This is a genomic window from Bradyrhizobium acaciae, assembly GCF_020889785.1.
In the GTDB taxonomy this organism is placed as follows: domain Bacteria; phylum Pseudomonadota; class Alphaproteobacteria; order Rhizobiales; family Xanthobacteraceae; genus Bradyrhizobium; species Bradyrhizobium acaciae.
This window is the reverse complement of the sequence record NZ_JACMYK010000010.1, coordinates 52,337-78,632: the sequence shown is the minus strand read 5'-3', so window position 1 is coordinate 78,632 and position 26,296 is coordinate 52,337. Positions and strand designations below refer to the sequence as shown.

Annotated in this window: 26 protein-coding genes and 1 pseudogene; 17 read left to right on the top strand and 10 right to left on the bottom strand. The window is 65.2% G+C overall.

Annotated features, from left to right (window positions below; genetic code table 11):
* The first annotated feature begins 135 nt into the window (after positions 1-135).
* Complete coding sequence (locus tag H8A92_RS07390; protein ID WP_229195161.1) at positions 136-1,341, top strand: penicillin-binding protein activator; 1,206 nt, start codon at positions 136-138, stop codon at positions 1,339-1,341.
* An 88-nt stretch (positions 1,342-1,429) separates the two neighbouring features.
* On the opposite strand, the gene hemW is transcribed toward H8A92_RS07390, so the two are convergent.
* The 3 genes from hemW to rph are packed head-to-tail and all read right to left on the bottom strand — an operon-like array spanning position 1,430 to position 3,934.
* Positions 1,430-2,587: a radical SAM family heme chaperone HemW gene (gene hemW / locus H8A92_RS07385; protein ID WP_229195160.1), complete on the bottom strand. Its 1,158-nt coding sequence runs from the start codon at positions 2,585-2,587 to the stop codon at positions 1,430-1,432.
* Positions 2,574-3,209, bottom strand: a complete 636-nt coding sequence (rdgB, locus tag H8A92_RS07380; protein ID WP_229195159.1) for an RdgB/HAM1 family non-canonical purine NTP pyrophosphatase — start codon at positions 3,207-3,209, stop codon at positions 2,574-2,576. The genes hemW and rdgB overlap by 14 nt, the downstream gene beginning before the upstream one ends.
* Positions 3,210-3,220: 11 nt before the next feature.
* Positions 3,221-3,934: a ribonuclease PH gene (gene rph, locus H8A92_RS07375; RefSeq protein ID WP_021078183.1), complete on the bottom strand. Its 714-nt coding sequence runs from the start codon at positions 3,932-3,934 to the stop codon at positions 3,221-3,223.
* A gap of 259 nt (positions 3,935-4,193) precedes the next feature.
* Here rph and hrcA point away from each other — a divergent pair, with 259 nt between their 5' ends.
* A complete protein-coding gene (gene hrcA / locus H8A92_RS07370) occupies positions 4,194-5,282 on the top strand; it encodes a heat-inducible transcriptional repressor HrcA (protein WP_021078184.1) in 1,089 nt (362 codons plus the stop codon).
* A gap of 164 nt (positions 5,283-5,446) precedes the next feature.
* Entirely contained in the window at positions 5,447-6,052 is a 606-nt protein-coding gene (gene grpE / locus H8A92_RS07365; RefSeq protein WP_229195158.1) for a nucleotide exchange factor GrpE, read from the top strand.
* A 9-nt stretch (positions 6,053-6,061) separates the two neighbouring features.
* Here the strand turns inward: grpE and H8A92_RS07360 are convergent, their stop codons facing one another.
* From H8A92_RS07360 to H8A92_RS07345, 4 genes are all read right to left on the bottom strand, one after another.
* Positions 6,062-6,487, bottom strand: coding sequence for a VOC family protein (locus H8A92_RS07360; protein ID WP_229195157.1), 426 nt, complete (start codon positions 6,485-6,487; stop codon positions 6,062-6,064).
* A gap of 68 nt (positions 6,488-6,555) precedes the next feature.
* On the bottom strand, positions 6,556-7,410 hold the full coding sequence (locus H8A92_RS07355) for a helix-turn-helix domain-containing protein (protein WP_229195156.1): 855 nt from the start codon (positions 7,408-7,410) through the stop codon (positions 6,556-6,558).
* Positions 7,411-7,434: 24 nt separating this feature from the next.
* Positions 7,435-8,145, bottom strand: a complete 711-nt coding sequence (gene pncA / locus H8A92_RS07350; protein ID WP_229195155.1) for a bifunctional nicotinamidase/pyrazinamidase — start codon at positions 8,143-8,145, stop codon at positions 7,435-7,437.
* Positions 8,146-8,245: 100 nt separating this feature from the next.
* A complete protein-coding gene (locus H8A92_RS07345; protein WP_229195154.1) occupies positions 8,246-9,181 on the bottom strand; it encodes a hypothetical protein in 936 nt (311 codons plus the stop codon).
* 588 nt (positions 9,182-9,769) lie between these two features.
* Between H8A92_RS07345 and dnaK the strand changes: the two genes are divergently transcribed.
* The 8 genes from dnaK (at position 9,770) to H8A92_RS07305 (ending at position 16,903) form a co-directional block, all read left to right on the top strand.
* Complete coding sequence (gene dnaK / locus H8A92_RS07340; protein WP_229195153.1) at positions 9,770-11,671, top strand: molecular chaperone DnaK; 1,902 nt, start codon at positions 9,770-9,772, stop codon at positions 11,669-11,671.
* 182 nt (positions 11,672-11,853) lie between these two features.
* The gene (dnaJ, locus tag H8A92_RS07335; RefSeq protein ID WP_229195152.1) at positions 11,854-12,984 is read left to right on the top strand and encodes a molecular chaperone DnaJ; all 1,131 of its coding nucleotides are present in this window, start codon (positions 11,854-11,856) and stop codon (positions 12,982-12,984) included.
* Between the two features lie 100 nt (positions 12,985-13,084).
* Positions 13,085-13,687 (top strand): class I SAM-dependent methyltransferase, encoded by a 603-nt coding sequence (locus H8A92_RS07330; RefSeq protein WP_229184224.1) that lies wholly within the window; start codon positions 13,085-13,087, stop codon positions 13,685-13,687.
* 48 nt (positions 13,688-13,735) lie between these two features.
* Positions 13,736-14,314 carry an NADPH-dependent FMN reductase gene (locus tag H8A92_RS07325; protein WP_229195151.1) on the top strand — a complete coding sequence of 193 codons (579 nt, stop codon included), beginning with the start codon at positions 13,736-13,738 and terminating at the stop codon, positions 14,312-14,314.
* A 6-nt stretch (positions 14,315-14,320) separates the two neighbouring features.
* A complete protein-coding gene (gene pyrF / locus H8A92_RS07320) occupies positions 14,321-15,043 on the top strand; it encodes an orotidine-5'-phosphate decarboxylase (protein ID WP_229195150.1) in 723 nt (240 codons plus the stop codon).
* Positions 15,044-15,066: 23 nt separating this feature from the next.
* Positions 15,067-15,363 (top strand): DUF1330 domain-containing protein, encoded by a 297-nt coding sequence (locus H8A92_RS07315; protein WP_229184221.1) that lies wholly within the window; start codon positions 15,067-15,069, stop codon positions 15,361-15,363.
* A gap of 61 nt (positions 15,364-15,424) precedes the next feature.
* The gene (dapB, locus tag H8A92_RS07310; RefSeq protein WP_229195149.1) at positions 15,425-16,237 is read left to right on the top strand and encodes a 4-hydroxy-tetrahydrodipicolinate reductase; all 813 of its coding nucleotides are present in this window, start codon (positions 15,425-15,427) and stop codon (positions 16,235-16,237) included.
* A gap of 42 nt (positions 16,238-16,279) precedes the next feature.
* Positions 16,280-16,903, top strand: coding sequence for a 2,3-bisphosphoglycerate-dependent phosphoglycerate mutase (locus tag H8A92_RS07305; RefSeq protein ID WP_163157884.1), 624 nt, complete (start codon positions 16,280-16,282; stop codon positions 16,901-16,903).
* An 84-nt stretch (positions 16,904-16,987) separates the two neighbouring features.
* Here H8A92_RS07305 and H8A92_RS07300 read toward each other — a convergent pair whose 3' ends face one another.
* Positions 16,988-17,884 (bottom strand): methylated-DNA--[protein]-cysteine S-methyltransferase, encoded by an 897-nt coding sequence (locus H8A92_RS07300; RefSeq protein ID WP_229195148.1) that lies wholly within the window; start codon positions 17,882-17,884, stop codon positions 16,988-16,990.
* Between the two features lie 112 nt (positions 17,885-17,996).
* The gene (locus H8A92_RS07295; protein WP_229184218.1) at positions 17,997-18,557 is read right to left on the bottom strand and encodes a DUF2244 domain-containing protein; all 561 of its coding nucleotides are present in this window, start codon (positions 18,555-18,557) and stop codon (positions 17,997-17,999) included.
* Between the two features lie 22 nt (positions 18,558-18,579).
* Between H8A92_RS07295 and nth the strand changes: the two genes are divergently transcribed.
* From nth to H8A92_RS07265, 6 genes and pseudogenes are all read left to right on the top strand, one after another.
* Positions 18,580-19,377 carry an endonuclease III gene (gene nth / locus H8A92_RS07290; protein WP_229195147.1) on the top strand — a complete coding sequence of 266 codons (798 nt, stop codon included), beginning with the start codon at positions 18,580-18,582 and terminating at the stop codon, positions 19,375-19,377.
* A gap of 63 nt (positions 19,378-19,440) precedes the next feature.
* Positions 19,441-20,587: pseudogene (locus H8A92_RS07285) on the top strand (HlyD family secretion protein).
* Complete coding sequence (locus H8A92_RS07280) at positions 20,574-22,202, top strand: MFS transporter (RefSeq protein ID WP_229195146.1); 1,629 nt, start codon at positions 20,574-20,576, stop codon at positions 22,200-22,202. Before H8A92_RS07285 ends, H8A92_RS07280 begins: the two are co-directional and overlap by 14 nt.
* A gap of 120 nt (positions 22,203-22,322) precedes the next feature.
* Positions 22,323-23,384 (top strand): type III polyketide synthase, encoded by a 1,062-nt coding sequence (locus tag H8A92_RS07275; protein WP_229195145.1) that lies wholly within the window; start codon positions 22,323-22,325, stop codon positions 23,382-23,384.
* A complete protein-coding gene (locus H8A92_RS07270; RefSeq protein ID WP_229195144.1) occupies positions 23,381-23,893 on the top strand; it encodes an isoprenylcysteine carboxyl methyltransferase family protein in 513 nt (170 codons plus the stop codon). The genes H8A92_RS07275 and H8A92_RS07270 overlap by 4 nt, the downstream gene beginning before the upstream one ends.
* Positions 23,890-25,464 (top strand): DHA2 family efflux MFS transporter permease subunit, encoded by a 1,575-nt coding sequence (locus tag H8A92_RS07265; protein WP_229195143.1) that lies wholly within the window; start codon positions 23,890-23,892, stop codon positions 25,462-25,464. The genes H8A92_RS07270 and H8A92_RS07265 overlap by 4 nt, the downstream gene beginning before the upstream one ends.
* Here the strand turns inward: H8A92_RS07265 and H8A92_RS07260 are convergent.
* Complete coding sequence (locus tag H8A92_RS07260; RefSeq protein WP_229195142.1) at positions 25,456-26,208, bottom strand: sulfate transporter family protein; 753 nt, start codon at positions 26,206-26,208, stop codon at positions 25,456-25,458. The two genes, H8A92_RS07265 and H8A92_RS07260, sit on opposite strands and share 9 nt — an antisense overlap.
* Positions 26,209-26,296: the final 88 nt, after the last annotated feature.

Below are 26,296 nucleotides of genomic sequence, written 5' to 3'. Positions count from 1 at the left end.
CGCGGCGACGGCGCCGCGGGGCCATAATCCTTTTGTTTTAGTTAACTATTCGCCGACAATATGCCCAAATCCACCCGCCTCATCAGAGCTGGATGGAGTCCTGGCCGGTCCCGGTCGGCCAAGAGAAGAGAGACGATGGAAGGCCCGCATCACCGCAAGTCCCCGCCGTCGGGCACGACCCGGCGGACCGCGCTCGGCCTGATCGTCGGCGCGCCGTTGCTGACGGCCTGTTCCGGCATCCAGCAGAGCTTGAGCCAATTCTCCAGCGGCAGCCCGGAAGGCGGCCCCGCCGGCCCGCAGCAGCAACCGCAGGCGGTCGGCACCGGGCAGGTCAAGATCGGGCTGATCCTGCCGCTGTCGGCGTCCGGCAATGCCGGGCTCGCCGCCCAGTCGATGCGCAATGCCGCCGAAATGGCGCTGGCGGAATTCCAGAACCCGAACATCCAGCTGCTGATCAAGGACGATGGCGGCAGCCCGCAGGGCGCATCGCAGGGTGCCCAACAGGCGCTCTCGGAGGGCGCCGAGATCATTCTGGGACCGCTGTTCGCAGGCTCGGTGCCTGCCGTCGCGCAACTGACGCGGCCGCGCGGCACGTCGGTGATCGCATTCTCCACCGATTCGAGCGTGGCCGGACGCGGCGTCTACCTCCTGAGCTTCCTGCCGGAGTCCGACATCAATCGCATCGTCGACTATTCCGCCGGGATCGGAAAACGCTCGTTCGCCGCGATGGTACCGGACAACGCCTATGGCAACGTGGTCGAGGCTGCGTTCAAGCAGGCGGTCGGCCGCAAGAACGGCCGCGTCGTCGCATTCGAAAAATATGGCGCCGATCGCGCGACGCCGGCGCGGACCGTGGCGCAATCGCTCGGCCAGGCCGACGCGCTGCTGCTCGCCGACGACGGCGAATCGGTCGTCGCGACCGCCGACGCGTTGACCGCAGCCGGCGCCAATCTGCACAACATCCAGCTGCTCGGCACCGGGCTGTGGGACAATCCGCGGGTGTTCGCGAGCCCGGTCTTGCAGGGCGGCCTTTACGCCGCGCCGGATCCGGCCGGCTTCCGCAGCTTTGCCGGCCGCTATCGCACCAAATATGGTGGTGAGCCGGTGCGCACCGCAACGCTTGCCTATGATGCCGTCGCGCTGATGGCGGCGCTGGCGCGCACCCAAGGCGCGCAGCGCTTCGCGCCGGAGACGCTGACCAATCCATCCGGTTTCGCCGGTATCGACGGCCTGTTCCGCTTCCGCTCCGACGGCACCAATGAGCGTGGCCTTGCGGTCATGAAGGTGGCCTCAGGCGGCAGCACGCCGGTTGCAGGCTCGCCGAAGAGTTTTGGCGCCTGAATTTCGTTCAGGGGCCGGCCTGAAATCGCTTCAAGGCAGCTGCCAGCTACTGTGCATGGGGTTGTTTTCGATATTTTGGCGGCGGTAGCTAGGCAGCGAGATCCGCGACGACCGCGTCGAGCACCGGGAATCCTGATTTCGTCACGCGCAACCGTCCGTCGGCATCGACTGCGATCGCACCTTCTTCACGCAGCATCGCGATCCGGTGCGGATCGAGCTTGCGGCCGGAGAGTGCCGCATAGCGCCTGGGATCGATCCCCTCGGCGAGCCGCAGCCCCATCAGCAGAAATTCGTCGGCGCGCTCTTCGCTGTTGAGGCTGTCGTCGGTGACGACGCCGTGACCGCGTTCCTCGACATTCAGCAGCCATGCCTCGGGGCGCCGCTCGGTCGCAGTCGCGTGCCTGACGCCATCGATGTCGAGCCGGCCATGCGCGCCGGGTCCGATGCCGGCATATTCCTGGCCGCGCCAATAGACCAGATTGTGCTTGCACTCTGCGCCGGCGCGGGCGTGGTTGGAGATCTCGTAGGCCGGCAATCCCTCGCGGGCGCAGACCTCCTGCGTCACATCGTAGAGCGCGCGCGAGGTCGCTTCATCCGGCGTCTGCAATTTGCCGGCGGCATGCAGCCCGAAGAACGGCGTGCCTTCCTCGATCGTGAGCTGATAGAGCGACAGATGCTCGGCGGCTTCCGAGATCGCCTGCTTCAATTCATCGGCCCACATCTGCGGCGTCTGGTCGGGGCGCGCGTAAATCAGATCGAACGAGTAGCGATCGAATGCGCTTCGCGCGATCGCAACCGCGTCGAGCGCCTCGCGCGCGGTGTGCAGGCGGCCCAATGCTTTCAACGAAGCGTCGTCCAACGCCTGCACGCCGAGCGAGACGCGGTTGACCCCGGCGGCGCGATAACCGCGAAAGCGCGTCGCCTCGACGCTGGTCGGATTGGCCTCGAGCGTGACCTCGACGTCGCGCGAGACCTGCCAGTGCTTGCCGATCGCATCGAGCACGGCGCCGACGGTCTCTGGCTGCATCAGCGATGGCGTGCCGCCGCCGAGGAAGATCGAGGACACTTCACGCCCCGGCACCCGCGCCGCCGTCGTTTCGATCTCGCGGGCGAAGGCGCGCACGAAGCGCGCCTCGTCGACGGGCGCATGCCGCACGTGGCTGTTGAAATCGCAATACGGGCATTTCGACAGGCAGAACGGCCAGTGCACGTAGACGCCGAAAGCTTCTCGGTCAGCGTGGCTCAAGGCAGATCTCCGCGAGCTTCACGAAGGCGCGGGCGCGATGCGACAGGCCGAGCCCGAGCGGCGGCAGGCCGTGCTTCTCGATGCTGGTCATCTCGCCGAAGGTCCGCGTATGGCCGTCGGGCAGGAAAGCCGGATCATAGCCGAAGCCGGCGGTGCCGCGCGGCGGCCAAACCAGGGTTCCGTCGGCGCGGGCCTCGACCTCTTCGAGGTGATCGTCCGGCCAGGCCACGCACAGCGCCGAGACGAAATGCGCCTTGCGCTGTTCCGGGTTGGTGGCGCCGCGCTCCTGCAGCAGCCGCTCGATCCGCGTCATCGCCGCCATGAAGTCCTTGCCCTCGCCGGCCCAGCGCGCCGAGTAGATTCCGGGCGCGCCGTCGAGCGCGTCGACCACGAGGCCGGAATCGTCGGCGAAGGCCGGCAGTCCGGTCGCCTTGGCTGCTGCGATCGCCTTGATCGCGGCATTGGTCTGAAAACTGTCGCCGGTCTCCTCGGGCTCGGCGAGGCCGAGCTCGCCGGCCGACACCGCTTCCACGCCGTGCGGCGCCAGCAGTTCCCGCATCTCGGCGAGCTTGCCGGGATTATGGGTGGCAATGACGAGCCTTCCGGTGATTCGGCGATGCATGGCCAATCTGACTACGCCACCGCGATCTTTTGCAAGTCGACCAGACGCGCGACACCTTTGCGCGCCAAGGCCATCAGCGCCAGGAATTCGTCCTGCGAGAACGGCGTCTTCTCGGCGGTGCCCTGCACCTCGATGATGCGGCCGTCGCCGGTCATGACGAAATTGGCGTCGGTGTCGGCCTCGGAGTCCTCGGCATAGTCGAGATCGAGCACCGGCGTGCCCTGGTAGATGCCGCAGGAGATTGCCGCCACGTTGTCGCGCAACACGTTGGTCTTCAGCATGTTGCGGGTCTTCATCCAGTTGATGCAGTCGGCCAGCGCCACCCAGGCACCGGTGATCGAGGCGGTGCGGGTGCCGCCATCGGCCTGGATGACGTCGCAATCGACTGTGATCTGACGCTCGCCGAGCGCCTCGAGATCGACGGCCGCGCGCAGCGAGCGCCCGATCAGCCGCTGGATCTCGACCGTGCGGCCGCCCTGCTTGCCGGCGGAGGCCTCGCGGCGGGTGCGTTCCAGCGTGGCGCGCGGCAGCATGCCGTATTCGGCGGTGACCCAGCCGCGGCCCTGGCCCTTCAGCCAGGGCGGCAGGCGCTCTTCCAGCGTGGCGGTGACCAGCACATGGGTGTCGCCGAACTTCACCATGCAGGAACCCTCGGCGTATTTGACGACGCCGCGTTCCAGCGACACGGGGCGCAGTTCATCGGGCGCACGGCGGCTTGGCCGCATGGAATCCTCCAAAAATCCGAGAGATATGAGCCAGAGCGTGACGAACCGTCATCGCGCTCTATCGTCTTGTTTGAGCATGATCTTTCGGAAAACCGGCGGCCACTTTTCCGGATCGTGCTCGCCCGTGCTTGTAGGAGGGGGAAGGTCCAGCGGCAAGGGTTTTCGGCCCCGGCAGGGTCCGGTACGAGGGGGCCGAATGCCTGCTTGTCACCGGCCTCCGGGATCGACAAATTAGGCAATAATTGTGAGGGACTGGAGTGTGACTCACCACGATCCGATCGGCCTGATCGCGCCGCATGCCGGGCTCGCCCAGCTCAACGAGCGTTCGCGCGACATTTTTCGTCAAATCGTCGAAAGCTATCTCGCAACCGGTGAGCCCGTGGGCTCGCGCAACATCTCGCGCCTGATCGCATTACCGTTGTCGCCGGCCTCGGTCCGCAATGTGATGTCGGATCTCGAGCAGCTCGGCCTGATCTATGCGCCGCACACCTCGGCCGGCCGGCTGCCGACCGAACTCGGTCTGCGTTTCTTCGTCGACGCCCTGATGCAGGTCGGTGACCTCACCGAGGCCGAGCGCCAATCGATCCAGACCCAGCTTGCGGCGGTCGGCCGAGCGCAATCCGTCGAGGCCGCGCTCGGCGAGGCGCTGACGCGGTTGTCGGGACTGACCCGTGCCGCGGCCGTGGTGCTGACGCAGAAGTCGAATGCGCGGCTGAAGCACATCGAATTCGTGCGGCTGGAGCCGGAAAAGGCATTGGTCGTGCTGGTCGGCGAAGACGGCCAGGTCGAGAACCGGGTGCTGGCGCTGCCGCCGGGTGTTCCGTCCTCGGCCCTGACCGAAGCGACCAATTTCCTCAACGCGCGGATCCGCGGCCGCACGCTGGCGGAAGCGCGGCTCGAGCTCGAGACCGCGTTGACGCAAAACCGCGCCGAGCTCGATCAGCTGACGCAAAAGGTCGTCGCGGCCGGCATCGCGAGCTGGTCCGGCGGCGAGAGCGAGGACCGCCAGCTGATCGTGCGTGGCCACGCCAATCTGCTCGAGGATCTGCACGCGCTCGACGATCTCGAGCGGATCAAGTCGCTGTTCGACGATCTCGAAACCAAGCGCGGCGTGATCGATCTGCTCGGCCGTGCCGAACGCGGCGAGGGCGTGCGGATTTTCATCGGCTCGGAGAACAAGCTGTTCTCGCTGTCGGGTTCCTCGACCATCATCGCGCCCTACGGCGACGCCCAGGGCCGGATCGTCGGCGTGCTCGGCGTGATCGGACCGACGCGGTTGAACTATGCACGGGTGATCCCGACCGTCGACTATGCCGCGCGCATCGTCAGCAAGATGCTGGGCGGCTGACCGGGACGGATTTCGCCTTCATTTGACGGGTTTTCGTCACCCAAGCCGGAGGTCCCTGTTCCCGAAGCCGGTATCTTGCGCTTGATTTTCGCCGCCTAAAGCACGATATCCCGGGCAGCAATCCCCAAGATTTGAACCGACGCGAGTTTTCGAGAAGGCAAGCCATGACCGATCCGAACCGGGCCAATGACAACACCGAGAATTCGGCGCCGACGGGTGAGCCCGTGGTCTCGAAGCCCTACATCATGCCTGACGATCCCGAGGTGGGCTCGGCAGAGGCGCTGACCAAGGAACTCGCCGAGGCGAAGGACCGCACGCTGCGCACGCTGGCCGAGATGGAGAACCTCCGGCAGCGCACCCGCCGCGAGGTGGCCGATGCCAAGACCTATGGCATCACCGGCTTTGCCCGCGACGTGCTCGATATCGCCGACAATCTGCAGCGCGCGCTCGACGCCGTGCCGGCCGAGACCAAGGAAGCGGCCGATCCCGGCCTGAAGGCGTTGCTTGAGGGCGTCGAGCTGACCGAGCGCTCGTTGCTCAACACGCTGGAAAAGAACGGCGTCAAAAAGTTCGATCCGATCGGCGAGAAGTTCGATCCGAACTTCCAGCAGGCGATGTTCGAGGTGCCTGATGCGTCGGTGCCGTCGGGCACCGTGGTGCAGGTCGTGCAGGCCGGCTACATGATCGGCGAGCGCATCCTGCGTCCGGCGCTGGTCGGCGTCTCCAAGGGCGGCGCCAAGCCCGCCCCGAGCGCCGACTTTACGGTCTGAGCCGCTGCTTCACGGCAGCGGCTTCTCATCGGCCTTCGGCCAATAGGTGCCGAAGCTCCAGAGATTTCCTTCCGGGTCACGGCAGGCGAAATCGCGGCTGCCGTATTCGGTGTCGCGCAATTCCATTTCGATCCTTGCGCCCGCCGCCCTTGCCTTCGCATGCAGGGCGTCGGGGTCGTCGACGGCGATGTAGATTGAATCGGTGCGGCGGCCGGTAGAGTCGCCGACCAGCCTGCCATAGGCATCGTCACGGCTCTGGCCCAGCATCAGCATCGAGGAACCGTAGGCGAGCTCGGCGTGGTGGATCACGCCGCCGTCGCAATAGACCACGCGCTCGGTGAATCCGATCACTGTCTTGAGCCAGGCGATCATCGCCTCAGCGTCCGTGCAGCGCAGGGTGGGATAGATGCGGGGCGGTTCGATGTCGTGCGTCATGGTGGCTCACTTTTTTGGCTGACGGCGCCACTCTGCACGAGCCGACGCGGCTGTGGCTTGAAGGTTTGTTACCGGTCGAGCAGCCCGTCGTCGGCGTGAACCAGCCGGCGGTCGGTCAGCGCCTGGCGGCGCGCCCAGGCAGTGGGCGGTTCCCCTGCGAATTCGACGAACTCCCGTGCGAGATGCGCCTGGTCGGCATAGCCGCTCTCCGCCGCGATCCCCGCCCAGCCACGCGCGGCCCCGCTCTGGGCGAGCCGGCTCGCCCGGTGAAACCGCATCACGCGCGCCAGCGATTTCGGCGCCAGACCGAGCTCGGATCGAAACCGGCTGGCCAGGTGCTTGCGGCTCCAGCCGATCTCGTCGGCCAATGTCGTGATGCTGACGGCACCGGCCGAGCGCGCCAGCCTCCGATAGGCGAACGCGACTTCGGGAGACGGCGTGTGGCGGGCACGGCGCAGCACGAAGGCTTCGATCAGGTCGAAGCGGCGCTGCCAGCACGTCACAGCGCCGAGCCGTTCGCGCAAACGGCGACCCTCATGACCGAGCACATCGTCGATCTCGACCATGCGTCCGACCAGGTCGGCCACAGCGCCGCCGAAGCAACTGTAGGCGCCGAGCGGCGTGAAATCCACCTGCACGCAGGCGGCCCGGCCGTCGGATTCGATGTAGACCGGCCCCGCATGCAGGCCGGCGGCGAAGCTGAGTTGACGATCGGCAGCTCCAGGCTCGCGTCCCAGCGCGATCAGGAACGGGGTGCCGAAACTGACGATCAGCGGGACGATGAGCGGCGCGGTCTGCCGATGCGCGAACCGGCCGGTCGCGGTCTCGCGATAACCCGTGATCCGGACGATCAGGCCCGCCATGGGTGGCGACGGCAGACGATGCGCGAAATCGAATGCAATGGGTGAGGCGAACTCGGCCATGCGGATCTCGCGCGAGGCGGCGTCCTACGCGATATCAGACGACTTGATGCGCTTGACGCCGGCCTTGGCCATATCGTCCCAGGCCTTGGCGAGCGATCCCTGGGTGTCGATGCCGCGGCAGGCATCTTCCACCACATAGGTCTCGAAGCCGGCCTTGCGTGCGTCGAGCGCGGTCCATGCCACGCAGAAGTCGGTGGCGAGCCCGGCCACGAAAAGCCGCTCGACGTTGCGCGCCTTCAGATAGGCGGCAAGCCCGGTGGTGGTCTTGCCGTCGGCCTCGGTGAAGGCGGAGTAGCTGTCGACGTCCTTGTGAAAGCCCTTGCGGATGATCAGCTCGGCCTGCGGGATCGCAAGTTCCTTCGACAGCGCGGCGCCGTCGGTGCCCTGCACGCAATGGTCGGGCCACAGCACCTGCTTGCCATAGGCGAGGTCGATGGTCTCGAACGGCTTCTTGCCGGAATGGGTCGAGGCGAAGGAGACGTGTCCGGGCGTGTGCCAGTCCTGCGTCATCACCACATTGGCAAAGCTCTTGGCGATCTTGTTGATGATAGGCACCACCTGCTCGCCGTCCTTCACCGCCAGGCTGCCGCCGGGCAGGAAGCAGTTCTGGACGTCGATCACCAGCAGCGCGGAGCCGTCGTCGGGCTTGATCGCAGCCGCCCAGAGACTTTTTGGAACCAGGGTCGCAAGCGCCATCGTACCGAGGCCTGCAACCATCCGTCGTCGATCCAACATCGCGCCCCTCCTCGCTTTGCGTGATACCACGCGAGGAGGCTAGTTCCGTTCGGCGAACGACGAAAGTGGGATTTTTCCAACCGGCTCTACGAAGGGCCGATCAGCCGCGCGGCTGGATGCCGTCGCGCACCGCGCGGAAGCGCGGGAAGGCCGTCTCCCAATCGGTACGCGGCGAGCTTCCGATGATGCGCATCGATGTCTGGGCACCGAACCGCAGCCACTGCACGATGGTCACCGGGGTGTTGTCCTTGCCGCTGACGGCGTCGATCCGGGTCTCGAAGCCGGGCTGGCCTTCGATCCGGATCGGTTCGGACATCGTGATCCGCCCGTCGCGCACGCCTGGGATCGTGGTGGCGATCTGCTGGGCAAAGCGACTGCGATCGTCGGGTGTGGCCGGGGCCGAGCCGATGATGCCGAGCAGCATGAAGGGCTTGGTCTCGAGGCTCTTGTCCTCGGCGTCGGCCATCAGCAGCGCCGCGCCCGGCGCCAGCATGCGGACATGCTTGAAACTGCTGAGCTCGGTGACCTTGAACGGCATCATGCCGAGCTGCTCGTCGACCGGCACCTCGTTGCGGATCTGGGCGGAGGCGAACATCTGCCGCACGGCGTCGTCGGTGTAGATCTTGCTCGCGTTCTCCGGCACCTGCACTGCGACATAGCCGGAGAAGGTCGGTCCCGGCAGGATCATGGAATAGCGTCGCACATTGCTCGCGCCGTCGCGCGCACTCTCCACGGTGTAATAGCCGAGACCGGCCGGCGTCTCGAGGCTCTCCGGCTTGATGCCGCCGGTGCCGCCCGGGTTGGCCTTGAAGGCGTTCACGACCTCGTTGTAGGCCTCCGCGGGCAGATCGGCGATCAGGACCTTCACGCCCTGATCCTCGGTCTCGAAGCCGATGAACGATTTGGCACGCACGAGGCCCACCAGCGGCTTCATCCCGACATGCGCGCCCGGCGGAAACACCACGTCGGCGGCAAAGCCACGACAGGTGGCAGCAATCAGCAAGGCAACCGCAACGAGAACTCGAAAAGGCATCATGGGGGATCTACCGGTTTTGCTTGGTGGCCGCGCAACGGGGCCGGTGCAGGGCTGGATGGCCTCTTTCAGTCGGACCGCTTTTAGCGGTTTTGATGGCCCTGCAACAGGCCGCCAACGCTCCGCGCCAGGCCTGCAGGCCCGATTCCATGGGCTTTTCGCCTTGATTGGCAGGCACTTTCCAGTTTCCCGACATTTCCAAGATGAGCCGCCAGCGGCCAAACAGCGCGCCCTCGACCCGTGCGCCGCTCTCGCATACGACGTTTGTGAGCGTTCACTCAACAGCGCTGACGTCGCGCGTTGGATGTTCGTGGTCGACGACCCCCGGCACATTGCCGATTTGTTAACCTGGTCAGGGGGTCGCCTTGGGGTTGCCTTGGCCTTGAACCGGTGCCGCGGCCGGACTGACACAATCTTTCAAACGTCAGTCTTTTCAGGCCTCAACGTTGCGTCCAGTCCTTGCGGGCAGGACCCTCTCTCCTATATCAGGCTCACCGTCGCAATATCGCGAGTATGTGAACGTCTGGGGGTTCGGTACGGAGCGCCGTCAGGGCCCAACCAACCTGCCGTAGCAAAGAGGATATCAAAACCATGGGTAAGGTCATTGGGATCGACCTCGGCACCACGAATTCGTGCGTCGCCGTGATGGATGGCAAGAACGCCAAGGTGATCGAGAATGCCGAGGGTATGCGAACGACGCCGTCGATCGTTGCCTTCACCGACGACGGCGAACGCCTCGTCGGACAGCCGGCGAAACGCCAGGCGGTGACCAATCCCGAGCGTACGTTCTTTGCGGTGAAGCGCCTCATCGGCCGCCGCTATGACGACCCGATGGTCGAGAAGGACAAGAAGCTCGTTCCCTACAAGATCGTCAAAGCATCGAACGGCGACGCCTGGGTCGAAGCCGATGGCAAGACCTATTCGCCCTCGCAGGTCTCGGCCTTCATTCTGCAGAAGATGAAGGAGACCGCTGAGGCGCATCTCGGCCAGAAGGTCGATCAGGCCGTCATCACCGTTCCCGCTTATTTCAACGACGCACAGCGTCAGGCCACCAAGGACGCCGGCAAGATCGCCGGCCTCGAGGTGCTGCGCATCATCAACGAGCCGACCGCTGCCGCGCTCGCCTACGGCCTCGACAAGACCAAGGCCGGCACGATCGCCGTGTACGATCTCGGCGGCGGCACCTTCGACGTCTCGATCCTCGAGATCGGCGACGGCGTGTTCGAGGTGAAGTCGACCAACGGCGACACCTTCCTCGGCGGTGAAGATTTCGACATGCGCCTGGTCGGCTATCTCGCCGACGAGTTCCAGAAGGAGCAGGGCATCAACCTGCGTAACGACAAGCTCGCTCTGCAGCGCCTGAAGGAAGCTGCCGAAAAGGCCAAGATCGAGCTGTCGTCGACCACGCAGACCGAAATCAATCTGCCGTTCATCACGGCTGACCAGACCGGTCCGAAGCATCTGACGATGAAGCTGACCCGCGCCAAGTTCGAGGCGCTGGTGGCCGACCTCGTCGAGAAGACCATCGAGCCGTGCCGCAAGGCGCTGAAGGATGCCGGCCTGACCGCCGGCGAGATCGGCGAAGTGGTGCTGGTCGGCGGCATGACCCGCATGCCGAAGATCCAGGAAGTGGTGAAGCAGTTCTTCGGCAAGGAGCCGCACAAGGGCGTCAATCCCGACGAAGTCGTCGCGATCGGCGCTGCGATCCAGGCCGGCGTGCTGCAGGGCGACGTCAAGGACGTGCTGCTGCTCGACGTGACCCCGCTGTCGCTGGGCATCGAGACGCTGGGCGGCGTGTTCACCCGCATCATCGACCGCAACACCACGATCCCGACCAAGAAGAGCCAGGTGTTCTCGACCGCCGAAGACAATCAGGGCGCCGTGACCATCCGCGTCTTCCAGGGCGAGCGTGAAATGGCGGCCGACAACAAGATGCTCGGCCAGTTCGACCTGATGGGCATTCCGCCGGCTCCGCGCGGCATGCCGCAGATCGAGGTGACTTTCGACATCGACGCCAACGGCATCGTCAACGTCTCGGCAAAGGACAAGGCGACCGGCAAGGAACAGCAGATCCGGATCCAGGCATCCGGCGGTCTGTCCGAGGCCGACATCGACAAGATGGTCAAGGACGCCGAGGTCAACGCCGCCGAGGACAAGAAGCGCCGCGAGGCAGTCGACGCCAAGAACCATGCCGACGGCCTGGTTCATTCGACCGAGAAGGCCCTGGCCGAACACGGTTCGAAGATCGCCGACACCGAGCGCCGTGCGATCGAAGACGCCGTCAGCGACCTCAAGGAAGCGCTGAAGGGCGACGACGCCGAGGCGATCAAGGCCAAGACCAACACGCTGGCGCAGGCTTCGATGAAGCTCGGCGAGGCCATGTACAAGCAGCAGGCAGAGGCCGATGCGGCCAACGACGCTGCCAAGGATGACGTTGTCGACGCGGAGTTCACCGAGGTCGACGACGACAAGAACAGCAAGAAGTCTGCCTAAGCGGATTTTCGATCATGACCCTCACACCAATGAGCACGCGACGCGTCTCGGAGGAGTGGGGGTCATTTTTCTTTAAGGCGATCGCTGCATCTTCCAGACAGGCGCAATCCTTGACGCGATTCTCAGCGCAGTCTCTGGCGCAATCTTCGGCGATCGCGATGAACTTCGGACGGAATTGAAGGATGTCCACCAAGCGCTGCTATTACGAGACCCTCGAGGTTGAACGGAACGCGGACGAGACCAAGCTGAAATCGGCTTTCCGCAAGCTCGCGATGAAATGGCATCCGGACAAGAATCCGGGCGACGCCAGCAGCGAAGTCCGGTTCAAGGAAATCAACGAAGCCTATGAAGTACTGAAGGACGGCGACAAGCGCGCCGCCTACGACCGCTTCGGCCATGCCGCCTTCGAGCAGGGCATGGGTGGTGGCGGCCCTGGCTTCGGCGCCGGCTTCGCCTCTTCCTTCTCCGACATCTTCGAGGATCTGTTCGGCATGGCCGGACAGCGCCGCGGCAGCGGCGGCCGCGAACGCGGTGCCGACCTGCGCTACAACATGGAGATCACGCTCGAGGAGGCCTTCCAGGGCAAGACCGCGCAGATCGAGATCCCGGTCTCGGTCACCTGCGAATCCTGCTCGGGCACCGGCGCCAAGGCCGGCACCAAGCCGAAAACCTGCTCGCATTGCGGCGGCGCCGGCCGTATCCGGCAGGCCCAGGGCTTCTTCACGCTGGAGCGGACCTGTCCCGGCTGCCAGGGCCGCGGTCAGATGATCGAGGATGCCTGCACCTCCTGCGCCGGCTCCGGCCGGGTGACACGCGAACGTACGCTGTCGGTCAACATTCCCCCGGGAGTCGAGGACGGCACCCGCATTCGTCTCGCCGGCGAAGGCGAGGCCGGTGTCCGCGGCGGACCGCCCGGCGACCTCTACATCTTCCTGTCACTGACCACGCACCAGTTCTTCCAGCGCGACGGCGCCGACCTGCATTGTCGCGTGCCGATCTCGATGGTGACCGCAGCACTCGGCGGCGAATTCGAGGTGCCGACCATCGACAAGGGCAAGACCAAGGTGAAGGTGCCCGCCGGGACCCAGTCCAGCCGCCGATTCCGCATCGCATCAAAGGGCATGCCGGTGCTCCGCTCACGGCAGACCGGCGACATGTATGTTCAGGTTGTGGTCGAAACGCCGCAGAATCTGACCAAGAAGCAGCAAGAATTGCTGATGGAGTTCGAAAAACTGTCGTCCGGCGCAACCCAGCCGGAGGCGGCGGGTTTCTTCTCTAAGGTCAAGGACTTCTTCGGAAACCGCTCGGTCTAGCCGCAGTCGTTATGCTTGACCGTAACGACTTCGATCTATACGTGTTTATGACTGTTTTCTGACAACCGCTCGATTGTGCGCGGTCCCGCCTGGTAGCGACATGCCTCTGCAATCGTCCGTGCGTGCGTCGAAGAAGCCCCTCCGTCTCGACGACGAGGTACGTTTTCTCCGTTCATGGATCGAGAAGCCGCTGCATATGGGCGCGGTGATGCCGTCCGGACGGCTGCTTGCCCGCACCATGGCGCAATATGTCGATCCCGAAGCCGAAGGACCGGTCGTCGAACTTGGGCCGGGCACCGGGGCGATTACCAACGCGCTGATCGAGCACGGCGTCGATCAAAAGCGTCTCGTCCTGGTTGAGTACAATCCCGGCTTCTGCGCGTTGCTGCGCGAACGCTATCCGCAGGCCAAGGTGGTCCAGGGTGACGCCTACAGGCTGCGCGATACGCTGTGGGACGTCATGAAGACACCCGCCTCGGCCGTGGTCTCCGGTCTGCCGCTGGTCACCAAGCCGATGCTGACCCGCCTGAAGCTGATCCGCGATGCCTTCCTGGCGCTCGCACCCGGCGCGCCGTTCGTCCAGTTCACCTATTCGGTGGCGCCCCCGATTCCGAAGTCGCTTCCGGGCGTGTCCACCGAGGCCTCCGAGCGGATCTGGATGAACCTTCCGCCCGCGCGGGTCTGGGTGTATCGCAAGGGCTGACCTTCCAGCGCCGTCGCGCTGGGTGCGACCTACACCTGCGATTTCGAAATGTCCGCGCTGAAAATCCTCGTGATCCCGGGATCGCTTCGATCCGGTTCGCTCAATGCGAAGCTGGCCGCCGTGCTGGCACACGAGCTCGCGCAATCCGGCGCCGACGTCACCCGCATCTCGCTCGGCGATTTTCCGCTGCCGATCTATGACGGTGACCTGCAGGCGAAATCGGGCGTGCCGCAGCACGCCGTCAATCTGAAGCGGATGATCGGCGCCCATCATGGCGTGCTGATCGTGACGCCCGAATATAATTCCTCGGTGCCGGCGCTGGTGAAGAACGCCATCGACTGGGTCAGCCGCGTGCAGGATGCGCACGAGGCCCGCGGCCAGGTGTTCCACGGCCGCGCCTTCGCGATGGCAGCGGCATCCGGCAACCGCCTCGGCGGCACCCGTGCGCTGGCAGCGCTGCGCCTGATCCTGACCGCTTGCCACGCCACCGTGATCCCGAACCAGCTCGCGCTGTCATTCGCCGAGCAGGCCTATGACGATATGGATCGTCTGAAGCACCAGGGCGACATCAATGCGATGCGGGCGCTGGTGCGACAGCTGATCGACCATTCCCAACGCATGATGTGAGGTGACATGCAGCCAGCCCAGATCGCTCCAGGGATCGCTCCAAGAGACCGGTTGATTGTGGCGCTCGATTTGCCGTCGGTCGCTGCGGCCGAGGCGATGATCGACAGGCTCGGCGACAGCGTCACCTTCTACAAGATCGGCTATCAGCTTGGTTACGCCGGCGGTCTCGTGCTGGCGAAGCAGCTTGCAGGCCGCGGCAAGAAGGTCTTTCTCGATCTCAAGCTGCACGACATCGGCAACACCGTTGCCCGCGGGGTCGAAAGCGTCGCTACTCTCGGCGCGACCTTCCTCACCGTGCATGCCTATCCGCAGACCATGAAGGCGGCGGTCGAGGCCCGCGCCGGCACCGGTCTGAAGATCCTCGCGGTGACGGTGCTGACCTCCTATGACGACAGCGACCTTCACGCCGCGGGCTATCGCCTCAACGTCTCCGATCTCGTCGAAGCGCGCGCCCGGCAGGCGCAGGCGCTCGGTGTCGACGGCCTCGTCAGCTCGCCGGAGGAAGCGAGCGCCTTGCGCAAGATCATCGGCGATCAGATGAACCTGGTGACCCCCGGCATCCGCCCGGCGGGCTCGGCGACCGGTGACCAGAAGCGCATCATGACGCCGGCGCGCGCCATTGCTGCCGGCGCCGATTATCTGGTCGTCGGACGTCCGGTGATGGAGGCCGCCGATCCGAAGGCCGTCGCCGAAGCCATTCACACCGAGATCGCCCAGGCGCTCGCCTGAACCAACAACACGGGAGAACAGAGATGGCGAAGGGATACTGGATTGGACGCGTCGACGTTCATAACGAGGACGGCTACAAGCCCTACATGGCCGCCAACCCGGCCATCTTCCAGAAGTTCGGCGGCAAGTTCATCGTGCGCGGCGGCAAGTTCGCCACCGTGGAGGGCCAGAGCCGGTCGCGCAACGTCGTGATCGAATTCCCGGACTATGAGACCGCGCTCGCCTGCTATAACTCGCCCGAATACCAGGCCAACATCAAGGTGCGGCAGCCGCATTCGATCGCCGACCTCATCATCATCGAAGGTCACAATAGCCCATAGCCGGGGCGGGCTCGGTTGCCGGAACAGCCATGGCTCGCTATACGGCTTGGAGAGGTGAGCCATGGCTGACATGCGTCTGATTGTTGCGGGAGCCGGCGGCCGGATGGGCCGCACGCTGACGCGGGTGATTTCCGAAACCCCGGGAGCGGTGCTGGTCGGCGCGCTGGAAGCGCCCGGCTCGGAGCTGCTCGGCAAGGACGCCGGCGTGCTCGCCGGCCTTCCCGCCAATGACGTCAAGCTGTCGGCCGATCTATGGTCGATGTCCGCGGCTGCCGACGGCATCCTGGATTTCACCGTGCCGGCCGCGACCATCGCCAATGTCGCGATCGCGGCCGAGCGCGGCCTCGTTCATGTCATCGGCACCACTGGCCTGTCGCAGTCCGATGATGCGGTGATCCGCAGCGTCACCGACCGCGCCATCGTGGTGAAGTCGGGCAATATGAGCCTTGGCGTCAATCTGCTTGCCGCGCTGGTCAAGCGCGTCGCGCAGTCGCTCGACCAGAGCTTTGACATCGAAATTCTCGAGCTGCATCACAAGTCCAAGATCGATGCGCCGTCGGGCACCGCTCTGATGCTCGGCGAAGCCGCTGCTGCCGGCCGCAAGATCGCGTTGGATCAGCATTCGGCACGCGGCCGCGATGGCCTGACCGGCGCGCGCCGTGCCGGCGATATCGGCTTTGCCTCGCTGCGCGGCGGCACCGCGGCGGGCGATCACAGCGTGATCTTTGCCGGCCCCTCGGAGCGCATCACGCTGTCGCACCATGCCGAGGATCGCGCGCTGTTCGCGCAGGGCGCGCTGAAGGCTGCGCTGTGGGCGCATGGCAAGAAGCCCGGCATGTATTCCATGACCGACGTTCTCGGGTTGAACGACTGAGATCGCTCGACGAAATCCATCTAAGCGAAAACGGAATCTGAAATGAGTGATCGTCTTCTTGTGCTCGTTCGTCACGGTCAGAGCGAATGGAATCTGAAGAACCTGTTCACCGGGTGGAAGGACCCTGATCTCACCGAGCAGGGCATCGCTGAAGCCAAGGACGCCGGTCGCAAGCTGAAGGCGCAGGGGCTGTCGTTCGATGTCGCCTTCACCTCCGACCTGACGCGCGCGCAGCACACGCTGAAGCTGATGCTGGAGCAGATCGGCCAGACCGGATTGCCGACCACGAAGAATCTCGCGCTCAATGAACGCGACTACGGCGATCTCTCCGGCCTCAACAAGGACGACGCCCGCAAGAAGTGGGGCGAGGACCAGGTCCTGGTCTGGCGCCGGTCCTACGACGTTCCGCCGCCCGGCGGCGAAAGCCTGAAGGATACGCTGGCACGCACGCTGCCTTATTATGTGCAGGAGATCCTGCCCGGCGTGCTGCGCGGCCAGCGCACGCTGATCGCAGCCCACGGCAATTCGCTGCGCGCGCTGATCATGGTGCTGGAAAAGCTGACGCCGGAGCAGATCCTCAAGCGCGAGCTCGCGACCGGCGCGCCGGTGGTCTATCGGCTCAATGCCGATTCCACCGTCGCGTCCAAGGTCGATCTGGCGGGGTAAGCAACGTCTGATCCGTCATCCTGAGGCTCGCTCCGCTCGCACCTCAGGGCGACGGTGAGAGACCGTAGGTTTCGCTCGCGGCGATCAGTGCAATCCGACCTGTCCCGCTTCCCAGCCCAGCATCGCCTGCTTGCGGGTGATGCCCCAGTGGTAGCCGGTCAGCGCGCCGCTCTTGCCGAGGGCGCGATGGCAGGGCACCACGAACGACACCGGATTGCGGCCGACCGCGGCGCCGACGGCGCGCGAGGCCTTCGGATTGCTGATCTTGCAGGCGATGTCGGAATAGCTGACCGCACGGCCCATCGGGATCTTGAGCAGCGTTTCCCACACCCGCACCTCGAAGTCGGTGCCGATCAAGACAACGCGCAGCGGCTGGTCAGCCCGCCACAAGCTTGTATCGAACACGCGCTGCGCCAACGCAGTGGTGCCGGCGGTGTCCTCGACATAGGTCGCATTCGGCCAGCGCCGCTTCATGTCGGCAAACGCTGTCTGCTCGCCGCCGTGGTCGGCGAAGGCAAGGCCTGCGAGCCCGCGGTCGGTCGCGATCACGATCGCGGTGCCGAACGGCGAGGGGTGGAAGCCGTAGCGCAGCGTCATGCCGCCGCCGCCGGTCTTCCATTCGCCTGGCGACATCGCCTCGTGCGTAACGAACAGATCGTGCAGTCGTCCCGGTCCTGAAAGACCGGAGTCGAGTGCCGCGTCGAGCACGCTGGCGGAATCGCGCAGCAGGTTCTTTGCGTGATCGAGCGTCAGCGCCTGCATGAAGGCCTTCGGCGTCAGCCCGGCCCAGCGGCGGAACAGATGGTGCAGTTCATCCGGCGTGACTGCGGCGGCATCGGCCATCGCCTCGATGGTCGGCTGGGTGCGCCAGTGTTCCGAGATGAACGCGATGGCGCGCCGCACCGAATCATAGTCGCGCAGCGCGGCGCTCTGGAGGCCCGGCTTGGCCAGGCGCTGGTCATGTATGGCGAGTGTCATCATGGTGTCTGATTTAGGAGCCATGGCGCGTCCAAACCACCCGATTTCTGACAAGCATGATCCGGAAAAGTGGGGACCGGTTTTCCGACAAGATCATGCTCAAAAAGGAGCGCGATTAGGCGACGGGGTTGTAGGTCGGGCCGCGTTTCGCGGTATTCAGCGCCGCCGTCAAGGCCTTGGAGAAGCTGGCCTTTTCGTCCGGGCTGAGGAAGCTGCCGACGCTGACCCGGCGGCCGCGGGACACCAGATAAAGCCGTTCGATGCCGAACTCCTCATGCGAGATCTGCTCGAACCGCACCCAGAGTGGATTGAGCACCCATTCGGCCACATGGCCGCGGTGACTGATCCGGCGCACCCGCAGTTCCGACGGCGTCACGGTGATCTCCTCGCTCGCCTTGGCGGTGCGGAAATTGACCTTGAACGCCCAGTAGATCACCAGCACGTCGAGGCCGAAGAAGCCGAAGATCGGCCAGGCGCCCAGCCACCAGAACACCGCGCCGGCGATGAAGCTGATCACGGTGACGAACGACATCAGCACGATAAAGCCCGTGCGGTTCAGCGAGCGGTGCGGCGTCAGCAGCGCCGAGAACAGCTTCGGCTCCGCCTCAGGCGCATTCACCTCGAGGTCATCGGCCCTGAGGTCATCGCTCCGATCAAAGTCGTTGCCTGCGGTCATGACGTATCAGTATATCCCGTTCATGGCCAAAATCATCCGTCCTCAACGCGCCGGCGCGTCAAGCGTTCAGTCCGCGCCGAACAAGAAAGCCGCGAAAGCGGCAACGCCGCTGCCCAAACGCGCGGCAGGGAAGGCGGCCAAAAAGCCTGCCAAGAAGATCGCCAAGAAAATCGCAAAGCCAAAGCCATGGACGGCGGCGGAGGTCTACGAGGTCTTCGATCGGTTCCGCAAAGCCAATCCCGAGCCGAGGGGCGAGCTCGAGCATCTCAACCCCTACACGCTGCTGGTTGCGGTGGTGCTGTCGGCGCAGGCAACCGATGCCGGTGTCAACAAGGCGACGCGGCCGTTGTTTGAGATCGCCGACACGCCGGAGAAGATGCTTGAGCTCGGCGAAGAAAAAGTGCGCGAGTACATCAAGACCATCGGGCTCTATCGCAACAAGGCCAAGAACGTCATCGCGCTTTCCGAGAAGCTGATCGCCGAATTCGGCAGCCAGGTGCCGCGCACCCGCGCCGAAATCGAATCGTTGCCCGGTGCCGGCCGCAAGACCGCGAATGTCGTGCTCAACATGGCGTTCGGCGAACACACGATGGCGGTCGACACCCACGTGTTTCGCGTCGGCAACCGCACCGGTCTCGCACCGGGCAAGACGCCGCTCGAGGTCGAGCTGGGATTGGAGAAGGTGATCCCGACGGAGTTCATGCTGCACGCCCATCACTGGCTGATCCTGCATGGTCGCTATACCTGCCTCGCCCGCGGCCCGCGTTGCGAAGTGTGTTTGATCAATGATCTCTGCCGGTGGCCGGAGAAGACGGTCTGAGGCATCATCGTCATCAAGTGTTACCAGGCTTGGCGTTCCGGCGCGTGACTTGAGGAGTGTAGCGTGGCAGAGCAGGTTCAAGATGGTCCGTCGCAAGTGACTGCGACTGCTCCAGTCCAGGCACCAGCCAAGCCGCAGCCTGCGGCCAGCGGCTTCTGGGGACGCTTCGCCATTCCGCTGTTTGCGGTGCTCGTCGCGTTGGTGTTCGTCGTAGTGGCGACGACGCATTGGAACGGATGGACCGGCAGCGCCACGATCCAGACCACCGATGACGCCTATGTGCGCGCCGAATTGACCCAGCTCAGTAGCCGGGTGTCCGGCGAAGTGCTCACGGTCGCGGTTTCCGATTTCCAGCGCGTCAAGGCCGGCGATCTGCTGGTGCAGATCGATCCTGCCGACTACCAGGCGCAGGTCGCGCAGGCCGAAGCCGGCGTGGTCGGTGCCCAGGCCGCGCTCGACAACCTCAACAACCCAGGTCGAGCTGCAATATGCGACCATCGCGCAGGCCGAGGCCTCGCGGCTGTCCGCGGAGGCGCAGCAGACTCTGGCGCGCCAGGAGGAAGAACGTCAGCAGTCACTGTCGCAGACCGACGCCGGCACGCGGCAGCGGCTCGAGCAGGCCACTGCATCCTATGCCAAGGCGGAGGCCGACGTGCAGGCCAGCCGCGCGGTGATCGCAGCGCAGCGCCATCAGCTCGAGGTCCTGCAAGGCACCAAGAAGCAGCGCGCCGCCGACCTCGACGCCGCCAAGGCCCTGCTGGCATCGGCCAAACTCAAGCTCGGCTACACCAGGATCGCGGCACCATTCGACGGCGTCACCGGCGAGCGCCAGGTGCAGCCGGGCGACTACGTCAACATCGGCACCAATTTGGTCAATGTCGTGCCGCTGCCGAACGTCTATGTGATCGCCAACTACAAGGAAACCCAGCTGACCAACGTCAGACCGGGCCAGCCGGTCGAGGTCACGGTGGACACGTTCTCCGGCCAGAGGCTTCGTGGCGTCGTCGAGCGCATCGCGCCGGCGAGCGGATCGCAGTTCGCGCTGCTGCCGCCCGACAACGCCACCGGCAATTTCACCAAGGTGGTACAGCGCATCCCGGTACGGATTCAGTTCGACAAGGGCCAGCCGCTGCTCGAGCGGCTGCTGCCGGGCATGTCGGTGGTGACGCGGATCAACACCGGCGAGGCGGTCGCCAATGGCGGAAAGTGACGATCGCGAACGCGGTCCGGTCTCGCGTGGCGACGTTGCGCGCTATCCGCTGTTCGCGGTCGTGGCCGGGCTGCTCGGCGCGTTCCTGGCGAATTTCGACAGCCGTCTGACCACGATCGGCCTGCCAGATTTGCGTGGCGCGTTCTCGCTCACCTTCGACGAGGGCGCCTGGCTCTCGACCGCGGCGATCGGCTCGCAGATCTTCGTCGCGCCTGCGGTGGCCTGGCTCGCCACCGTGTTCGGTTTGCGCCGCGTGCTCGGAATCCCGAGTCTGGTCTACGCCGTGGTCTCGCTGACCATCCCGTTCGTACGCGACTACACGACGCTGATCGCGCTCAGCATCGCGCACGGCATGCTGCTCGGCACCTTCGTGCCGGCGACGCTGATGATCATCCTGCGCAACCTGCCGATCCGCTGGTGGATTCCAGCAATCGCGATGTATTCGATCCGCGTCGGCTTCGCGCTGGACTCGTCGAGCTCGCTGGTCGGCTTCTATGTCGAGCACCTCGGCTGGCAGTGGCTGTATTGGCAGGGCGTGGTGATCGCACCGCTGATGGGGCTGATGGTCTATCTCGGTACGCCGAAGGAGCCGGTCAATCGCGAACTGCTGCACCATGCCGATTGGGGCGGCATGCTGCTTCTCGGCACCGGAGTCTCGATGGCCTATGCCGGGCTCGACCAGGGCAACCGGCTGGACTGGCTGTCGTCGGGCACGGTGATGGCATTGCTGATCGGCGGCGGGCTCCTGATCGTCGCCTTCATGATCAACGAGATGGTGGCGCGCCGGCCCTGGGCGCATTTCAACGTGCTGTTCTCGCGCAATATCGGGCTCTCGCTGATCGTCATCCTGCTCTACACGCTGACCGGCCTGTCGAACTCGTCGCTGGTGCCGAATTTCCTCGGCACCGTCGCCGCGCTGCGGCCGGAGCAGTCGGGCGCGCTGTTGTTCACTTACGGCGCGCTGCCGATGTTCGTGCTGGTGCCGATCTCGATCCTGCTGCTCCGCCATCTCGATCCGCGCATCGTCGTGGTGCTCGGCTTCTCGGCATTCGCCGCCGCCAATCTCTGGGGCACGCAGCTGAGCCATGTCTGGGCGCGCGAGGACTTTGTCGGCATCGTTCTGCTGGCGTCGGTCGGGCAGGCGTTCACGCTGCTGCCGATCATCATCATGGCGCTCGCCAACTCCGATCCGTCGCGGGCCACGGCGTTCGCGGCCTATATCCAGATCATGCGGCTCGGCGGCGCCGAGATCGGCATCGCATTGATGGGCACCTGGCTGCGCGTCCGCGAGCAGATCCATTCGAACTATCTCGGACAGCATGTTCAGAACGGCGATGTCGACGTCGTGAAACTGCTGAAGCGCCTGGCGGGTGAATTCTCCGGCCACGGCATAGGGACGGCGATGGGGCGGGCCGTCGGCACGCTCGCGGCGCTGGTGCAGCGCGAGGCCAACACGCTCGCCTATATTGACGGCTTCTGGCTGTGCTTCTGGCTCGCGATGCTGGCGCTGTTCCTGATCGCCCTGATCACGCGTGCGCCGCAGGGCCCACTGTCGCCGGTGCCGTTCGGCTTCGTGAAGAACTTGCTCCGCAAACGAGACACCGCCGCTTCCTGACCGGCGTTTCACCACCAGGCTGGGTCAATTTATAGTGAATGCAGCGCGCGGCTGATGTCGGCGCCGCCTGAAATATTTTGCACGTCGCGTGGTTCCACAACCGGGGGAACTGGAGCCACGATGACCGAGACCAAGCAGACGGCCGCGCTTGTTTCCATGGCGACGGCGGTTCCACCGCATCTATTCCATCAGGGACAAGTTCTGCAGGCCGCGCGCAATCTTCTCGCCGACCGCTATCCCGAGTTCGAGACGCTCTCCAGCCTGTTCGCCAACACCGGCATTCAGCATCGCTATGGCGTCAAGCCGATCGAATGGTACCTCGAACGGCGCGGTTGGCCGGAGCGGACGCAGGCCTTCCTCGAAGGCGCGGAGGCGCTGTTCGTCGACGCCGCCCGCAAGGCGATTGCGCGTGCTGATTTGATCGGCAGCGACATCGATATCGTGGTCACGGTGTGCTCGACGGGCATCGCCACGCCGACGCTGGAGGCGCGTGTCGCCGGTAAGCTCGGTTTGCGGACAGACGTGTCGCGCGTGCCGGTGTTCGGTCTGGGCTGTGCCGGCGGCGTCTCGGGCCTGTCGATCGCGTCGCGGCTGGCGGAAGCGCGGCCGGGCGCGAACGTGCTGCTGGTTGCGCTCGAGCTCTGCACGCTCGCGGTCCGGCACGATGAACTGACCAAGGCGAATATCGTTGCCGCCAGCCTGTTCGGCGACGGCGCCGCCGCAATCGTGCTCCGCGCCGGGGACGGCGGTGCGACGCGGATCGAGGCGGCGGGCGAAAAGCTCTGGCCGGATACGCTCGACATCATGGGCTGGACGGTCGATCCGGAAGGCTTCGGTGTCGTCTTTCAGCGCACCATTCCGGATTTCGTCCGCAATCACCTTGGGTCGGCCGTTGCCGAAATCCTTGCGCGGATGCAGCTGACGACAGACGACGTCGACCGTTTCCTCTGTCATCCCGGCGGCTCCAAGGTCATCGCCGCGCTGGAGCGGGCGCTTGCGCTCGATCAGGGCACGCTCGATCACGAACGCGACGTCATCGCGGCTTGCGGCAACATGTCGGCGCCGACGGTGCTCTTTGTCCTCGAACGGGCCTGCGCCACGGGCTTGCCGCAGCGCTCGCTGCTCACGGCGCTGGGGCCCGGCTTCACGCTCAGCTGCGTTGCGCTCAGGCACGCGGCATGAGCTTCGCTTCGGTCATCCTTGCGCTGGTCACGCTGCAACGTCTCGGCGAGCTCGTGCTGTCACGCCGCAACACGGCGCGGCTCCTGGCGCAGGGCGCGATCGAGGTCGGCGCCGATCACTACCCGCTCATTGTGCTGGTTCACGCCGGCTGGCTGATCGCGCTGTGGATCTTCGGCCGCGACCAGGACGTCAACCTGGCTGCGCTGGCGGCTTTTCTGGTGCTGCAAGGCTTGCGGCTGTGGATCTTGGCCGCGCTCGGGCCGCGATGGACCACGCGGATCATCGTGCTGGCGGGCGCGCCGCTGGTGGCATCCGGGCCATATCGATATTTCCCGCATCCGAACTATGCCGTCGTCGTCGGTGAAATCGCGCTGCTGCCGCTCGCGCTGCATCTGCCGGCGTTGGCGCTGATCTTCACCGTGCTGAATCTCGCGGTGCTTGCAGTCCGAATTCGTGCCGAGACCCGTGCCCTCTCGGTTTCCGCCTGGCCGCGCATCAGCACGCCATGAGCGACCGGGCGGAGCATCGAACCGACAGTCCATCGGCCGCGACCTGGGCCGGCTTCCTCCTGATGTGCCTCGGCATGTTCATGGCGATCCTCGACATCCAGGTGGTTGCGACCTCGTTGCCGACGATCCAGCATGCGCTGGCGATCTCGCCTTCGGCGATGAGCTGGATCCAGACCGCCTATCTGATCGCGGAGGTGATCGCGATCCCGCTGACCGGACTGTTTACGCATGTGCTGTCGTTGCGATGGCTGTTCGTCGTTGCCGTGAGCCTGTTCACGATCGCGTCGATCGGCTGCGCTTTCAGCGGCGGCTTTGCCGTGCTGCTGGTGTTTCGCGTGCTGCAGGGATTCTCCGGCGGCGTCCTGATCCCCGCGGTGTTCTCTGCCGTGTTCACGCTGTTTCCGGTGCGCCGTCATGCGGTGGCCACCACGATCGGCGGCGTCGTCGCGGTGCTGGCACCGACCGTCGGACCCGTGGTCGGCGGCTGGATCACGCAAACCTGGTCGTGGCCGTGGCTGTTCCTGATCAATGTGGTCCCGGGGGCGATTGCGGCCACGGTCACGCCGTCGCTGCTGCCGAGAGAGGGCGTGCATCTCCACGCGTTGTCGAGACTCGACAAATGCTCGCTCGTCCTGCTCGCGGCCGCGCTCGCAAGCTTCATGATCGGCCTGAAGGAAGCGCCGCAGCGCGGCTGGCTTTCGATGCTATGCCTGAGCTTGCTGGTCGGAAGCATCGTCGGGATGGCGCTGCTGATCCGGCGCACGCTCCGCGTGACGCATCCGATCGCGCGATTGACCCTGTTCAGGCGGCGTTCGTTCGCGATCGGTTGTGGCTTGAGCTTTTGCCTCGGCATCGGCCTGTATGGATCGACCTATCTGATGCCGGTCTTCCTCGGCTTCGTCCGCCGCCATGACGCCTTCGAGATCGGCACCATCATGCTGGTCACCGGGGTTGCCCAGTTCGTCGCCGCGCCGCTGGCGGCAATCCTCGAAAGTCGCGTCGGCGCGCGTCTGCTGACCGCGGCCGGCTTCGCCTTGTTCGCGTTCGGTCTCGGCCTCAGTGCCTTTCAACCGCGCACCGCGGATTTCGGCGAGATGTTCGGGCCGCAGGTCATGCGCGGCGTCGCGATCATGTTCTGCCTGCTGCCGCCGACGCGCATTGCGTTAGGCAACTTGCCGGAGGCGGAGGTTGCCGACGCCAGCGGACTGTTCAACCTGATGCGCAATCTGGGTGGCGCGATCGGGATCGCCTTGATCGATACCATCCTCTACGGCCGAAGCCCGATCTATGGCGAGGATTTTCGTGCACGCCTGCTGGCAGGCGATATCACCGCGGCGCAGGCGATCGGGCTCGATCCGATGTTGCTGATCAACCGGCCGCCGGGTCCGCCGGACGATGCCACGGTGGCGTTCATCCGGCCGCTGGTCGAGCGGGCGTCGCTTGCACTCACCGTCAACGAGGCATGGGCGATGCTCGCCTGCGTGGCGATCGCAGGATTGCTCCTGGTGCCGTTCGCACGCGACCGGGTGCCGGCATCGCTCGAGGTACCGCGGGAATGCGAGCTAGATTGAGGAGACGTTGCTGCGTCGCGCCGGCTCGATCAATTCGCGGCGCGGGCCCGACAGCCGCTTGTACATGTGCACCATGAAGGCCATGCCGAACAGCGGCGTCGCCAGATTGACGATCGGGATCGAGACGAAGGCCGCGATGAACAGGCCGGCCGTGAACACGGTCGCCGCGTTCTCCTTGCGCATCGCCTTGGCATCATCAGGCGAGCGGAACCGCATCGCCGCGAGCTCGAAATATTCGCGGCCGAGCAGCCAGGCGGTCGCGATGAAGAAGATGATGAAGCCTGCACCTGCGAACAGCACGAACGGCAGCGCGACCACATAGACCAGGATGGTCAGCAGCGCCGTCTTGACGCCCTCGATGGTCGCGAGCGTGACCGGCAGCGCCGTGCCGGGATGGTCGGCGGGATAGTGCTCGCGCTCGACATGGTCGGCGACGTCGTCGACGAACAGGCTCGCCATCAGCGAGGTGATCGCGGGCATCAGGAAGATGCCGCCGAGCACGACGCCGAGGCCGGCCGAGATCGAGATGATCCAGGACAGCACGTGCAGCGTGGAATGGAAGTTGGGGCCGAGCATGCCTTCGGCCCAGATCTCACCGGTGTCGGCAAACCAGCTGAGCAGCCGCTGCAGCCCGATCGCCAGCACGGTGATCAAGACCAGCGCAAGCCCGATCGAGCGCCACAGGATCGTGCGCATCGGCGGCGACAGGATTTGCGAAAGCGCCTTGACGGCGGCGTTCAACATGACCGGGTTACCTCTGCAAATTGACGTGCGAGAGGTAGCCACCCAATATGGCTTCGGCAAGTGCCGCGTGTGTCGTGGTGAGAGCGTT